Source organism: Paraburkholderia caledonica (genome assembly GCF_000383275.1).
Lineage (GTDB): Bacteria > Pseudomonadota > Gammaproteobacteria > Burkholderiales > Burkholderiaceae > Paraburkholderia > Paraburkholderia caledonica.
Window position 1 is genome coordinate 336437 of the sequence record NZ_KB911039.1, and the last position, 14645, is coordinate 351081.

Sequence of the window (14645 nt, forward strand, 5' to 3'; positions counted from 1 at the left end):
TGGAAAGCGCTGCGGATCGGCAGTAGACTGTCATCAGACAACATATCTGTGCGTCGCCATTCGACTGCTGACTTTGCCAGCCGCACATGACGCCAGATCAAGACCGCTCGTCGGTCGCCACTGGAGACTCTCTTGACCTCTGCTCTCACCGCCGCACTTGATCCACTGGGGTCCGCCGTCTCGAAGGTCAAGCGGCACGTGTTGCCGCTCTTCCTGATCATGTTCATCGCGAACTACATCGACCGCGTGAACATCGGCTTCGTCAACACCCACATGAAAACCGACCTGGGCATCGGTGCGGCGGCGTATGGGCTCGGGAGCGGGCTTTTCTTCATCGGCTATGCGCTGTTCGAAGTACCGTCGAACGTATTGATGCAGAAGTACGGCGCGCGTGCGTGGCTGACGCGGATCATGGGCACGTGGGGTGTCGTTGCCGCGGCCATGGCGTTCGTGTCGAACGAAACGTCGTTTTACATGTTGCGATTCCTGCTCGGCGTCGCGGAGGCGGGCTTCTTTCCGGGCGTGGTGTTCTATTTCACGCAGTGGCTGCCGCAAAAAGAACGCGGCAAGGCTGTGGCGATTTTTCTCTCGGGCTCGGCCATCGCTTCGGTGGTGTCGGGACCGATCACAGGTAGCCTGTTGTCCATTCGCGGACTCGGTCTGCACGGCTGGCAATGGATGTTCCTGATAGAAGGCGGCTTTTCTATCGTGCTGTGCGCGGTCAGCTGGATGTTCCTCAAATCGCGCATTCGCGATGCTTCCTGGCTCACAGCCGAAGAACAAGGCGTTCTCGAAAGCACGATCGCCGCTGAACAGGCGGAGCGCGTGGCACACGGCGGCGCGCATCTGCCGGCCGTGAAGCTGTTGAAGGATCCGCAGATCGTGCTGTTCTGCCTGCTCTACTTCGCGATCCAGCTGACGATTTACGCGGCCACATTCTGGCTGCCGACCATCATCCGCAAGATCGGCGGCCTGTCGGATTTCGAAGTCGGCATGCTCAACGCGATTCCGTGGCTCATTGCAATGGTCGCAATGTACTGCTTCGCATTGCTTTCGGCGAAGTGGCGTTTTCAGCAGGCGTGGCTCGCTGTCGCGCTCGTGATTGCGGCGTGTGGCCTCTTTGCGTCGACCTCGGGTAACCCGCTTCTGTCGTTCGTCGCGATCTGCTTTTCGGCGATCGGTTTCAAGGCGGCGGCCTCGCTGTTCTGGCCGATTCCGCAGGGTTATCTCGATGCGCGCGTCGCTGCAGCGGTGATCGCGCTGATCAATTCCATCGGTAATCTGGGCGGTTTCTTCGCGCCCGCCACGTTCGGGTATTTGCAGCAACATACCGGTTCGATCACCGGCGGACTTTACGGCCTTGGCGTGGCTTCGCTGATCGCGGCCGCAGCGGCTTTCCTCACGCGTAATCGGCGCGGCGACGGCAACCTGTTGCGCGATCCGCTGCAAGGCAGCGCACACTGACCGTTGTTTCTCTGGCTGCCTCTCGTGGGCCACGCGCCCAAACAGTTTCCGTCCGGCACAGGTGGTGAGCGTACTTGCAAATTGCGTTGCTCGCCACCGTCCGGCTCACTATCTCAATCGGTCTAGTTCCTATGTCCACGAACCCATCCATTTCGAACGATACGCCTACCGTTACTGAACTGCGCGTCGTGCCGGTTGCCGGCCGCGACAGCATGTTGCTGAACCTGAGCGGCGCGCATGGTCCGTACTTCACGCGCAACATCGTGATTCTGCGCGACAGCGCCGGTCATGTCGGTGTGGGCGAAGTGCCGGGCGGTGAGAATATTCGCAAGACGATCGACGACGCGCGTTCTTTTGTGGTCGGTCAGTCGATCGGCAATTTGCAAGCTATCCTGAACAAGGTACGCACGCAGTTCGCAGACCGCGATGCCGGCGGCCGCGGCCTGCAGACATTCGATTTGCGCACCACGATTCACGCCGTGACCGCGCTCGAAGCTGCGTTGCTGGATTTGCTCGGACAGCATCTCGGCGTGCCCGTTGCTGCGCTGCTTGGCGAAGGTCAGCAACGCGACGCAGTGGAAATGCTGGGCTACCTCTTTTATATCGGCGATCGCAACAAGACCGACCTGCCGTATGCAAGCGGCGCCGACGCACGCGACGACTGGGACCGCGTGCGCACCGAAGAAGCGTTGACGCCCGAAGCCGTGGTTCGTCTCGCCGAAGCCGCGCAAGCCCGCTATGGATTCAACGACTTCAAGCTGAAGGGCGGCGTGCTGCCCGGCGACGCTGAAATCGAAGCGGTGACCGCGCTCGCCGAACGCTTCCCGAATGCGCGCGTGACGCTCGATCCGAACGGCGCATGGTCGCTTGCGGAAGCGATCCGCCTCTGTCGCGACAAGCACGACGTGCTCGCTTATGCGGAAGACCCGTGCGGCGCCGAGAACGGCTACTCAGGCCGCGAAGTGATGGCGGAATTCCGCCGCGCGACCGGTTTGCCAACGGCGACCAACATGATCGCGACCGACTGGCGCCAGATGGGCCATGCGATCCAGTTGCAGTCCGTGGATATTCCGCTGGCCGATCCGCACTTCTGGACCATGCAAGGTTCGGTGCGCGTCGCTCAGATGTGCAATGACTGGGGCCTCACGTGGGGCTCGCATTCGAACAATCACTTCGACATCTCGCTCGCGATGTTCACGCACGTGGCAGCGGCCGCGCCCGGCAAGATCACGGCAATCGACACGCATTGGATCTGGCAGGACGGCCAGCGTTTGACGCGCGAACCGTTGCAGATCGTCGGCGGCAAGGTGAAAGTGCCGCAAAAGCCGGGACTCGGCGTCGAACTGGATATGGATGAGATCGAGAAGGCGCACGCGCTCTACCAGCAGCACGGCCTCGGCGCGCGCGACGACGGCGTCGCGATGCAGTACCTGATTCCCAACTGGAAGTTCGACAACAAGCGCCCGTGCCTCGTGCGTTGATTGCTTGCGACGCAGCTCGCCCGCTCATTCACATTTGACGATATTCACGCATATACAAATGACTTCACCGCAAGAACTCAAAGCGATCGTATCCGAAGGTCTGTTGTCGTTTCCCGTGACCGACTTCGACGCGCAAGGCGACTTTCGCGCCGACACTTACGCGCAACGGCTCGAATGGCTCGCACCGTATGGTGCGACCGCACTGTTTGCCGCAGGCGGCACAGGCGAATTTTTTTCGCTGACCAAAAGCGACTACACCAATGTAATTCGCACAGCGACTGAAACATGCAAGGGCAAAGTACCGATTCTCGCGGGCGCGGGCGGTCCGACGCGCGTCGCAATCGAATATGCGCGGGAAGCAGAGCGCCTTGGTGCAAACGGCGTCCTGCTGATGCCGCACTATCTGACCGAGGCTTCGCAGGAAGGTATTGCCGCGCACGTCGAACAGGTGTGCCACGCGGTGAAGAACATCGGCGTCATTGTGTATAACCGCGCGAATTCAAAGCTTAATGCCGATATGCTGGAACGGCTCGCGGATCGCTGCCCGAATCTGATCGGCTTCAAAGACGGCGTCGGCGAAATCGAGGCAATGGTGACCATTCGCCGGCGCCTCGGCGACCGTTTTTCGTATCTCGGCGGCCTGCCGACTGCAGAGGTTTATGCAGCGGCGTATAAGGCGCTCGGCGTGCCTGTGTATTCGTCGGCGGTATTCAACTTCATTCCGAAGACCGCGATGGAGTTCTATCGCGCGATTGCAGCAGACGATCATGCGACCACGTCACGGCTCATCGACGAGTTCTTCCTGCCGTATCTGGCGATTCGCAATCGTCGCGCGGGTTACGCCGTGAGCATCGTGAAGGCGGGCGCGAAACTGGTTGGTCGCGACGCCGGTCCGGTACGTGCGCCGCTGACCGATCTGACCGAAGAAGAGTGCGGACAACTCGCCGCTCTGATTGCGAAACTCGGCCCGCAATAAGCGTGCTGCACGCGTTCGCCGCGGGCCTGGTGCCTAGCCGCGGCGGAACACCACGTGCGATATCCGCTGCACGAGCAAAGCAGCGGCGAGCGCCGCCACCGCGGTCAGCCACACACCGATATGAATGGACTGCACCAGCGCATCGCGCGCGGTGTCGATCAATGCGAGTGTGTTGAGTCCCGATGGCTTCATGTCCGCGATCAACTTCAGGCGCGATGCTTCGTCGATCAGAATGCGCAGATCGACGAAGCGCGGCCGCCATTGCGTTGCCGTGGGCTCGCCGAGCACGCTCATCGTTCTCGTAACGACGTCGCGATAATGATGCTGCACGACCGTCGCTACGATGCTCGTGCCCAGCATGCCGCCCACCATTCGTGTCGATTGCAGCAGCGCGGTCGTGATGCCGAAGCGCTCGCGCCCCGCAATTTCCTGTCCGAACACATTCAGATTGTTGAGAATGAAGCCGAGACCGATACCGACCGCGGCCATCGGTAATTCGATCCACAGGTGCGGTGTGTCCGGATTCGCAAATGCAAGACCGATCGACGCGAACAGCAGCAACGCAAAGCCGATCGAGAGGATGCGCGTCGGCTTCTTCATGTGAATCACGATGCGCGTATTCAGCAGGCTGCCGAGTGCGATGCATGCGGCAATGGGCGTGGCGAGCAGGCCGGCCTGTTGCGGAGAAAGGCCGAAGCCGCCTTGCAGCAGCAGCGGCGCGAAGAAAATCAGCGAGAACATCACGAAGCCCGACAGCATGCCGAGCGTGAACAGCGTGACGAGCTGCGAGTCTTTGAACAGGTCGAGCGGAATGATCGGATGCGTGGCGCGCTTCTCGCACACGTACAACGCAACGGCGCCGACGATCACACACACGGCAAGCGTGATGTTGCCGGCCGTCAAGCCGTCTTTCGGCACTGCTTCGATGAAAGCCTGCAGACCGCCGAGCACGGCGGCCACGAGCCCGGCACCGAGCCAGTCGATTTTGACCTCGCCGTCATGCGGCCGCTGAAAACTCGGCAGATGCACCCAGATGAAGTAGAGCGCCGCCGCACCGACCGGCAGATTGATCAGGAACGTGGAGCGCCAGCCGAGGTGCTCGCTCATCCATCCTCCGAGCGAGGGCCCCGCCGCCGTGCCAATACCGTACGCCGCGGCCATCACCACTTGCCAGCGCACGCGTGCACGCGGGTCGGGGAACAGGTCCGGTATCGACGCGAACGCAGTGCCGACCATCATGCCGCCCCCCACGCCTTGCAGCCCGCGCGCGATGACGAGAAACAGCATGTTGTTTGCGACGCCGCATAGGACCGAAGCGACCGTGAACGTGATCACCGCGGCAATCACGAAGCGCTTGCGACCGAAGTAGTCGCCAAGGCGTCCGAACACGGGCACGGTGACGACCGACGCCAGCAGATACGCACTCGCGATCCATGCGTAGTACTCGAAGCCGTGCAGTTCCGCGACGATCGACGGCAGCGCGGTACTGACAACCGTCTGGTCGAGTGCCACGAGCATGTTGACGAGACCGATGCCGAGCATCGCGAAGAGGGCGTTCCGGAAGGGCAGCGCGGGAGCAGCGGCAGTGGAAGTCACGGATCTGGGCTGAAAGGGCGATTAAGGTGAAGCGCTAATTGGGCGAGGTCTGGACAACCGATGTACTAAAGTTGTCTGACCACTAGGTCATTATACGGGTTTGCCCCTAGCCAAAACTATTCCTCTGTGCAAACGCCAATCGCGCTGATTCAAGACCGCGAGCAATCCGCGCATTCCAGACGCAATCCAGCCCGGAGAGGGTTTGTCTCTACACATGCAGCCCCTGTCGCTGCCGATAAATAAGCCGAGTGGTCGTGCGATGCTGCCGCGCCGCCTGAACGATTAAATGCGCGCGCAGCGGTCCCTCGGCCTCCTTCGACCGGACGAGACAGGAGCGAGCATGGATCGATTGAATTTCAGGCAGAAGCTCTGGGTGCCGCTTGTCGTCAGCCTGCTGGCGCTCCTCGCCGTGTCGGTGTCGGCGGCGTGGTTGTCGCGTGAGACGCGCGTTGAAGAGCGCAAGCACGACCTTGTGAATGTCGCGCACGTTGGACTTAGCATCGTGAAGGAATATGCGGCGCTTGCGCAGAGCGGCGCGCTGAGCGAGGCCGATGCGCGCAAGCAGGCACTCGAGCGGCTGCGCGGCGTGCGGTACGGCGAAGACGGCTACTTCCTCGTGCTCGACTCCACGCCGCGCATGGTCATGCATGCGATGAAACCCGCATTGGACGGCAAGGATCTCGCGGGCACCGCGGACGCCGACGGCCGTCACCATTACGTGACGTTTGCCGCGACGGCGCAGGCGCCGAAGGGCGGCTTCGTCGACTATGTGTTCCCGCATCCGGGCAGTCCACCGTCCGACGCAGTCGGCAAGATCGGCTACGTCGTGCGTTATGCACCGTGGGACTGGATCATCGCGACGGGCGCTTACGTCGACGATATCGACGCCGCGTTCAAAGAGTCGCTCTATGTGCTCGGCAGCGTGGTAGGTGCGGTCGCGCTGCTACTGTCCGCGCTCGTTGCGTTCACCAATCGCAGCATTCAACGCACGATTGGCGGCGACCCGGCGTACGTCGCGCAGGTCGCCGGTGAGATCACCAAGGGCAACCTCGTTATTCCTGTTGAGATTCGTGGAGGCGATGAATCGAGTCTGCTGCATACCATGCGGCAGATGCGCGACGGCCTCGCAAAGACCATCGTGCAGATCGGCGGCGCGGCCGAGAAGGTGGCGACCGGCGCGAGGGAGATCGCGGAAGGCAACACGGATCTGTCCGCGCGTACCGAGAGCCAGGCCGCGTCGCTCGAAGAGACGGCGGCCAGCATGGAGCAGATGACCGCGATGGTCCGGCAAACATCGGAGAGCGCGCAGACGGCAAGTCAGTTGACGGCAAGCGCCGAGCAGATCGTCACGCAGGGCGGACAAATGGCAGCCGAGGCGGTGTCGACCATGCAGGAGATATCGACAGAATCGCACAAGATGGTTGAGATCATTGCGGTGATCGAAGGCATTGCGTTTCAGACCAACATTCTTGCGCTGAACGCGGCCGTCGAGGCGGCTCGCGCGGGAGACGAAGGGCGCGGCTTCGCCGTGGTGGCCGGCGAAGTGCGCACGCTCGCTCAGCGCAGCGCTTCTGCGGCGAAGGAAATCCGCACGTTGATCAGCCGCGCCGTGGGTCGCGTCGAGGCCGGCGTTGAACTCGTCGACAAAACCGGTACGACGATTCAGGCGGCGAGCGACGCCATTGCGAAGTTATCGGGCGTCATGCGCGACATTGCCGCGGCTGCCGCCGAGCAGAGCGCGGGCATCGATCAGGTCGGCGACGCCGTCACGCAGATGGACAGCGTCACGCAACAGAACGCCGCACTCGTCGAAGAGGCCGCGGCGGTAGCGCAGACATTGACCGAGCAGGCGAGATTGCTGGAAGCGTCAATTCGAACTTTCCAGGTGCAAGACCATTCGCGCGAGGGCGGTGTGGAGCGACCGGTACCGAAACACTCGCACCGGTTAGCCGTGGCAGTTTGAATGCGGGCTCCCACAGTGGCGCTATGCTAGCGGTTTCGTTCGGAGACCCGCATGCCACAAGCGACCCGCACCGCAGCCATTGCCTTGCTATCGTGTCTTGCGTTGACTATCGGCACATCGGCGCAAGCCGACTCATCGTGCGATCCGGCATGCGGCGCGCGCGGCCAGCTTCTGGATCATCGGGTCACGTTGCGGCTCAGCGCTGCGGAATTCTCCGATCTGCTTACGTCGAGCCCCTCGGGGCAGCACCTCATGCGAATGGCGGGTGCGCCAGCTTGCGGCGTCGAAGTCGTGTATTTCCGCTATCGGACTATTGGCGGCGCGGGTGAACCGACCACTGCAAGCGGGGCATTGATGACCCCGCAAGGCGAATCCGCGGCGTGCGGTGGGCCACGTCCGCTCATGTTGTATGCGCACGGCACCACCACCGACAGCAAATACAATCTCGCCGATATTGCGCGGACCGACGCGCACAACGAAGGGGCCGGCGAAGGCCTCAGCGTGGCCGCGATGTATGCGGCTCACGGCTACATCGTGGCGGCCAGCAACTATGCGGGCTATGCCGGGTCCGATCTTCCGTACCATCCTTATCTGAACGCCGACCAGCAGTCCGCCGATATGATCGACGCGCTGCACGCGGCGCGGGCCATGTTGAACGGCGATGGCTCGCCTGCCGCCACGCGGGAGAACGGCAAGCTCTTCATTACGGGCTACTCGCAAGGCGGTTTCGTTGCGTTGGCGACGCATCGCGCGCTGCAAGCAGCAGGCGTGAAGGTGACCGCATCCGCTCCGGGCTCGGGCCCATACGCGCTTGCCGCTACCGCCGACGCCATCATTGCAGGCGAGGTCAGTCTCGGCTCGACACTCTTCACGACGTTGGTCGTGACGGGCTATCAACACGCGTATAAGAACGTGTATCGCAAGCCGGCGGAATTTTTCGAAGCCGCCTACGCGCCCGATATCGAGCACGTGCTCCCCAGCGCACAACCTCTCGACACGCTTTTCTCGCAACGGAAATTGCCGTCAACGCACCTTTTCAGCAGTACGCCGCCGGCTGCGCGGTTCGCGTCGATGACACCGCCCGCAGCGCCGTTGCTCACGCCGCCCGCATTGACACCGCTATTTGCCGCAGGTTTCGGCGACGCCAACCTCGTGCGTAACGCCTACCGCCGCGCGCTTCTGGAAGACGCGGCCGCCAATCCCGACGGCGCTTTCCCCGATGCAAGCGCAAGCCTCGCGCCGGCGGACAAGCCGCTGCATCCGCTGCGGCAGGCGTTCAAGCGCAACGATCTGCGCAACTGGGTTCCGAAGGCGCCGGTCCTGCTGTGCGGCGGCGGCTCAGACCCGATGGTGTTCTTTTTCAACGCCCGTATCGAGCAGGCTTATTGGCACGGCGCCAATGTGCCTGCGGGGCTGACATCCGTGCTGGATGTGGACTCGTCCGCCACCGGACCCGACGATCCGTTCGCAAGCGTCAAGCAGGGCTTTGCAAATGCGAAGGCATCGATTGCACGGCAGGCCATCGCCGGCGGCGCGACAGACAGGGGCGCCGCCGCGGTATTGCGTTCCTATCACGGAGGGCTCGTTGCGGGCTCATGCATGATTGCCGCACGAGCATTCTTTGCGAACTTCTGAGTGCGCCTGGCTTTAGGCCCGGCGACTACGCGAACGCCGTCAATTGCCGAACAACGAGCTTTGCGTGCCGCGGAGAGGCGCTGGGCGCGCGCGTTTCGCGCCGACGTTGGCTGCGTCTGCGGGTGCTTGCGCCTGCCTGTCGGCGGCGGCTTCGAGCGACGTTTGTCCCGCTTCCAGCGACAGCAGCAGCATCTTGTTCGCGAGGCCGCCGGCGAAACCGGTTAGCTCGCCTGACGCGCCGATCACCCGGTGGCATGGCGCCACGATAGAAATCGGGTTTCTGCCGTTTGCCGCGCCGACCGCCCGCACCGCGTTGAGATTGCCGATCTGCGCAGCGATTTGTGCGTAAGTGCGCGTCTGGCCGAAAGGGATGGTCAGCAACGCGGCCCACACTTTCTTCTGAAACTCCGTCCCTTGAAACTGGAGCGCCAGATCGAACGCCTGCCTCCTGCCGGCGAAGTACTCATTCAACTGACGCTCGGCTTCGAGCAGAATCGGCCGATCGTCGGCTTGCATCGACTCTGCCAGACGCACGCGGTTTGGCTTGTCGAATTCCCACAGAATGGCGGCTAGATGCTCGCCGTTGGCAACGAGCTTCAATTTGCCGACGGGAGAATCCATCAACTTGTAGGCGTAAGTCACTTATCTGCTCCTGCGAATTGAAGTGAGACAGCGCGGCACGCGAGTGGTGTCGCAATGACCCTAGTGTGGTCTTCCCGCCTGCTGAAGACACGTCGGATCTTGCTGTCTGATTCGTCGTCAAGTATGAAGGATTCGCGCGCGAGATGGTCAGTTATCGGGAAGCGGCAGCGTGGCTTCACGCTGCGCAACAGCACGTCACGATATGACTCAGTAGAATTGACCCTTCGTGCACGACGGGCGCGGGCCACCGGATCTTCTTACGACTGTGACAACAACACTGGAACAACTGCGAGCGGGACAACTCTCGGGCGCACGCCAACTGAAACTCGCGTGCGGGCTCACTGAGTTTCCGCGCGAGGTTTTCGAACTCGCCGACACGCTCGAAATTCTCGATCTCTCGGGCAATGCGCTGTCAGCGTTGCCAGACGATTTCGCGCGGCTCCATAAGTTGCGCATTCTGTTCGCGTCCAACAATCCGTTCACCGAGTTGCCGGAGGTACTCGGGCAGTGCCGGCAATTGAGCATGGTTGGCTTCAAGGCGAATCGCATTGCTACGGTTGCCGGTAATGCGCTGCCGCCGCATCTGCGTTGGCTGATTCTTACCGACAACCAGATCGACGCGTTGCCACCGCAGATCGGTGACTGCGCGCATTTGCAGAAGTTGATGCTGGCGGGCAATCGTCTGCGTTTTCTTCCGGAAGAACTGGCCGTGTGTTCGCGGCTGGAGTTGTTGCGGCTTGCAGCGAATCGGCTCGACGAATTGCCGGCGTGGCTGTTTCGCATGCCGCGGCTCGCGTGGCTCGCTTATGCGGGCAATCCGTTCGGCGACGCACTGGAAGCGGCGGCGTTGACGGATACGCCCATCGCCGAAATCGACTGGGACGATCTGCGCCTGCAGGAGCAACTGGGCGAGGGCGCCTCGGGTGTGATCTACCGCGCCGGACTACGTGAGCGGGATGGCACATCGCGGCCCGTCGCGGTCAAGCTGTTCAAAGGCGCAGTCACGAGCGACGGTTTGCCCGACTGCGAAATGGCGGCCTGCATCCGGGCCGGCGGTCACGCGAACCTGATTGCCGTCGCGGGGAAAGTAAAAGATCATCCGGCAAACGCGCACGGCCTCGTGATGGAACTGATCGAGCCGCAATTTCGCAACCTGGCGGGGCCGCCGAGCTTCGAGTCGTGCACGCGGGACATCTACGCGGCGGGCGCACGCTTCGAAGCCGCCGATGTCGTGGATATGGCGCACGGCATTGCATCTGCCGCGTGTCATTTGCACCGGCGGGGCGTGATGCACGGCGACCTGTACGCGCACAACATTCTGCACGACGGTCGGGCACGTGTATTGTTAGGAGACTTCGGCGCCGCATCTTTCTATTCGACTGACAACCCCGAACGCAGCGTTGCGCTTGAACGTCTCGAAGTGCGAGCGTTTGGTTGTCTGCTCGATGAATTGATCGAGCGTTTGGAAGCGAGCGATCGTAGCGACCACGGTCATGTGCGCGATGAACTCGCCGTGTTGAGAGACAGTTGCCTGAGTGAAGACGTTCAAAGCCGGCCGCTATTCGAGCAGATCGCATCGGATCTACGCGCGTTGAAGGCTCGGTAATGCTGAACTTGCAAGCCGCTTGCGGACAGGTCAACCCGCATCCATCCGTTGGCGTCGATGCTGTTGTCGAGCGCTGCCAGCAAGGAGAGAAACCATGACGCAGGAAATGCGCCGCCGCGTGCTGATCGCCGGTGCTCTGGCTGCGGCCGGTCTCACACGGGCGGCCGGCGCGGCAACGGTGGAAGGCGGCATGCCGAAAATCGCACTCGTGCTGAAGTCGATTAACGATCCGTTCACGGTCGCGATGGCTAACGCGGCAAAAAACTATCAGCAGCATTACGCATCGCAATTCGCGTTAACGGTTCGCGGTACCGCGACCGAAGCCGACACGGCCGGACAGATCCGTATCGTCGACGATCTGATCAAGGCAAAGATGAACGCGATCGTGATTGCGCCGTCCGGCTCGAAACCACTGACGGCCGTGGTGGCGCGCGCAATCAAGGCGGGCATCATCGTGGTGAGCATCGACAATCCGCTCGACGACGCATCGCAGGACGCGGCGAAGATTTCCGTGCCGTTCGTCGGACCGGACAATCGCAAGGGTGCGACGCTGGTGGCGAACTATCTCGCCGGGCGGCTGCAGGCCGGCGACCAGGTGGGAATCATCGAGGGCATCGCCGCGGACCGCAACGCACAGGAACGCACGGCCGGTTACAGGGACGTCATGAGCACGGCGGGCATGCAAGTGGTCGCGACCCAGGCGGCGGATTGGGAGTATGGCAAGGGCCGTGACGTCGCGTCGAAAATGCTCGGCCAGCATCCGCAGATTCGCGGCTTGCTCTGCGCGAACGACAACATGGCAATGGGCGCGGCGGACGCTGTTCGCGACGCGGGCCGAACCGGCGGTGTTTATATCACCGGCTACAACGCGATTGAAGCGATCAAACCGTTGATCGCCGACGGCCACGTGCTAGCCACGGTCAATCAGTTCGCAGACCGGCAGGCCGTGTTCGGCATGGACGTCGCGTTGAAAGCCGTGACCGAGCAGAGAAAGCAGCGCGAGTTGTCGCGGACCATAGAAACGCCGCTGCAACTGGTTACGGCGGCGACGCGGTAAACCCGTTTGCCGCCAGCCAACGAAAGGGCGAATGTGCGGCCCTCTGACAAAGCGAACGGCAGGCTGACTGCTACCGTTCGCCTCCACAAGTGCTCAACGCGGGATCAGATTTAGAAAGTATCCCAGCCGTCCGTTCGCGTTGCAGCCCCAGCCCCAGCTCCACTGCTAGCCGTAGCAGCCATGGCGGGGCGCAAGGTGGCCGACGCAGTGCGCCTGTTCGAGATCGCGCTGTGGTTCCCAGAGGCGCTTCGCGCACGAGGCGCAGCGTAGGACGCATGCGTTGCCGACAACGCGGCGCCTTCAAGCCGGAAGAATGACACCGACTGATTCAACTGCCGGCCCTGATCTTCGAGCGATTTCGACGCGGCCGCCGCTTCCTCCACTAGCGCGGCATTCTGCTGCGTGACCTCGTCCATTTGCGTGATTGCCTGATTGACCTGCTCTATGCCGCGACTTTGTTCCGCCGACGCCGCCGCGATTTCGCCCATGATGTCGGTCACGCGTGCGACGGCCTGCGTGACTTCCGCCATTGTCATGCCCGCCTTGTCGGCGAGCGACGAGCCGTCCTGAATCTTCTGCACAGACGTGCTGATCAGGTCCTTGATCTCTTTTGCCGCGCTCGACGAGCGCTGCGCGAGGTTGCGCACCTCGCTTGCCACCACTGCGAAGCCTCGCCCCTGTTCGCCCGCACGCGCCGCTTCGACCGCGGCATTGAGCGCCAGGATATTGGTCTGGAACGCGATGCCTTCGATGATGCCGGTGATCTCTGCGATACGCGTGGAGTTGGCGCTGATCTCGCCCATCGTCCCCACCATTTGCCCGACGACGCCATTGCCCTTCAACGCGACTTCGGATGCATTGGCGGACAAGGTGCTCGCCTGCTGCGCATTCTCGGCGTTCTGTTTGACGGTGGCGGTCAACTCTTCCATGCTCGATGCGGTCTCCTGAAGAGACGACGCCTGCTGCTCCGTGCGCGACGACAGATCCACGTTGCCCGACGCAATCTGACTCGAGCCCGTTGCGATGCTGTCGGCCGCATTGCGAACATTGCCGATCAGACGAACGAGGCTCGACTGCATCTCGCCCATCGATGCAAGTACGCTGCCCGCCGGTGCAGTGCTGGCTCCGGGAACCGAGCGCAAGTCGCCTTCTGCGACACGCCGCGTGACTTCCGCGAGCGCGACGGGCTCGGCGCCAAGCGCACGCAGCAAGCCGCGCGTGATGATGACCCCGGCTCCGACAGCGAGCGCAATCGCGCCGAAGCAGAAGACGATCAGCAGGTTGCGCTGATGTACGAATTGCTCCGCCGATTCCTGCGCCAACTGCATCGCGTGTTCATGGGTGGCGTCGGCGTATGCATTCGAAGCCTTGATCAACGCGGCGAGCAATGGTCTGCACTTGACCGCGATCTCGGCGATTGCGGCGTCGCGTTGTCCGTCGACGGCGAGCCTGTCGATCTCCAGTGCAACCGGCCGATAAAGCTGTTCGATTCGCGATATTTCGCCAGCCAGAGCACGGGCCTTGTCGGTCATGTCCGGTGCGCTCGCCACCATTGCATTGAATTTCTCGAGGTTGCTCTCCACTCGTTTCTCGGCATCGAGCACGGCGGCCTTTTCAACTTCGAGGTCGGCAGATGAAGAGACCAGCACGAGGTTGCGCACTGCCATCGCACGGTCGTCGACGGCGCTTCGCACCGACTCGGCCATCTGCGCGCGTGCATTGACGCCGCTCATATAGCCGGTGAAGCGCTCGTTCGCATTGTTCAGCGCTTTCAGCGAAATGGCCGAGACGATCAACACGACGACAGCAAGTGAACCGAACGCGGCTGCCAGCTTTGCCTTCTCCGAGAGGTTACGAAAATTCATGATTCCTGGACTCCAGTCGACACTTTTCTGGCCGAAAACTAAGTAAAGCCTTTCGATTCCCTTTAACGCGAGGGGCAGCAGCACGCGATCCCAATCAGTTGGCGTCGGTGCTAAACGCAATAACGGCCAGCAGTGCGTTGGCAATAGGGCGACTACTCTGCGCAATTCACGCGCAAAGGTTTGCGCATCATTGATATTCACTATGAAGCAATTGCTCAATCAGAAATCGCGACGGCTCGCGCTAGTTCCGAGGCAATATGACGCCGGCGTGACATGCTGATGGCGGCCATCGCGGCTTCATGTTCTGCTGGTAAATTGCGGGTTGTTAGAAACCTGAAGCGGAAGCAGGCAATGGACGAC

The 14645-nt window shown here is 62.0% G+C and carries 10 protein-coding genes; 7 read left to right on the plus strand and 3 right to left on the minus strand.

What is annotated here, in order from left to right:
* The first annotated feature begins 132 nt into the window (after positions 1–132).
* The 3 genes from H281_RS0119660 to kdgD all read left to right on the plus strand — a co-directional run bounded on the left by H281_RS0119660 (position 133) and on the right by kdgD (position 3921).
* Positions 133–1464, plus strand: a complete 1332-nt coding sequence (locus H281_RS0119660; RefSeq protein WP_020068870.1) for an MFS transporter — start codon at positions 133–135, stop codon at positions 1462–1464.
* A gap of 131 nt (positions 1465–1595) precedes the next feature.
* The gene (gene gudD / locus H281_RS0119665; protein ID WP_020068871.1) at positions 1596–2945 is read left to right on the plus strand and encodes a glucarate dehydratase; all 1350 of its coding nucleotides are present in this window, start codon (positions 1596–1598) and stop codon (positions 2943–2945) included.
* A 58-nt stretch (positions 2946–3003) separates the two neighbouring features.
* Positions 3004–3921, plus strand: coding sequence for a 5-dehydro-4-deoxyglucarate dehydratase (kdgD, locus tag H281_RS0119670; RefSeq protein WP_020068872.1), 918 nt, complete (start codon positions 3004–3006; stop codon positions 3919–3921).
* Positions 3922–3954: 33 nt separating this feature from the next.
* Here kdgD and H281_RS0119675 read toward each other — a convergent pair whose 3' ends face one another.
* On the minus strand, positions 3955–5463 hold the full coding sequence (locus tag H281_RS0119675) for an MFS transporter (RefSeq protein WP_020068873.1): 1509 nt from the start codon (positions 5461–5463) through the stop codon (positions 3955–3957).
* A 394-nt stretch (positions 5464–5857) separates the two neighbouring features.
* Here H281_RS0119675 and H281_RS0119680 point away from each other — a divergent pair, with 394 nt between their 5' ends.
* Positions 5858–7480 (plus strand): methyl-accepting chemotaxis protein, encoded by a 1623-nt coding sequence (locus H281_RS0119680; RefSeq protein WP_020068874.1) that lies wholly within the window; start codon positions 5858–5860, stop codon positions 7478–7480.
* Positions 7481–7531: 51 nt separating this feature from the next.
* On the plus strand, positions 7532–9115 hold the full coding sequence (locus tag H281_RS0119685; protein WP_020068875.1) for an alpha/beta hydrolase family protein: 1584 nt from the start codon (positions 7532–7534) through the stop codon (positions 9113–9115).
* A 39-nt stretch (positions 9116–9154) separates the two neighbouring features.
* Here the strand turns inward: H281_RS0119685 and H281_RS0119690 are convergent, their stop codons facing one another.
* Positions 9155–9757: a methylated-DNA--[protein]-cysteine S-methyltransferase gene (locus tag H281_RS0119690; protein WP_020068876.1), complete on the minus strand. Its 603-nt coding sequence runs from the start codon at positions 9755–9757 to the stop codon at positions 9155–9157.
* Between the two features lie 265 nt (positions 9758–10022).
* On the opposite strand from H281_RS0119690, the gene H281_RS0119695 reads away from it, so the two are divergent.
* Together H281_RS0119695 and H281_RS0119700 are read left to right on the plus strand one after the other, a co-directional pair.
* Positions 10023–11363, plus strand: a complete 1341-nt coding sequence (locus tag H281_RS0119695) for a leucine-rich repeat-containing protein kinase family protein (protein ID WP_020068877.1) — start codon at positions 10023–10025, stop codon at positions 11361–11363.
* A 94-nt stretch (positions 11364–11457) separates the two neighbouring features.
* Entirely contained in the window at positions 11458–12420 is a 963-nt protein-coding gene (locus H281_RS0119700) for a substrate-binding domain-containing protein (RefSeq protein ID WP_020068878.1), read from the plus strand.
* Between the two features lie 110 nt (positions 12421–12530).
* Here H281_RS0119700 and H281_RS0119705 read toward each other — a convergent pair whose 3' ends face one another.
* Positions 12531–14285, minus strand: coding sequence for a methyl-accepting chemotaxis protein (locus tag H281_RS0119705; protein ID WP_020068879.1), 1755 nt, complete (start codon positions 14283–14285; stop codon positions 12531–12533).
* Positions 14286–14645 lie beyond the last annotated feature (360 nt).

Bases quoted from the DNA above. Each gene is read 5' to 3' on its own strand.
- H281_RS0119705 (WP_020068879.1), bottom strand. From the start codon at position 14,285: ATGAATTTTCGTAACCTCTCGGAGAAGGCAAAGCTGGCAGCCGCGTTC.
- gudD (WP_020068871.1), top strand. From the start codon at position 1,596: ATGTCCACGAACCCATCCATTTCGAACGATACGCCTACCGTTACTGAA.
- H281_RS0119700 (WP_020068878.1), top strand. From the start codon at position 11,458: ATGACGCAGGAAATGCGCCGCCGCGTGCTGATCGCCGGTGCTCTGGCT.
- H281_RS0119680 (WP_020068874.1), top strand. From the start codon at position 5,858: ATGGATCGATTGAATTTCAGGCAGAAGCTCTGGGTGCCGCTTGTCGTC.
- kdgD (WP_020068872.1), top strand. From the start codon at position 3,004: ATGACTTCACCGCAAGAACTCAAAGCGATCGTATCCGAAGGTCTGTTG.
- H281_RS0119685 (WP_020068875.1), top strand. From the start codon at position 7,532: ATGCCACAAGCGACCCGCACCGCAGCCATTGCCTTGCTATCGTGTCTT.
- H281_RS0119675 (WP_020068873.1), bottom strand. From the start codon at position 5,463: ATGCTCGGCATCGGTCTCGTCAACATGCTCGTGGCACTCGACCAGACG.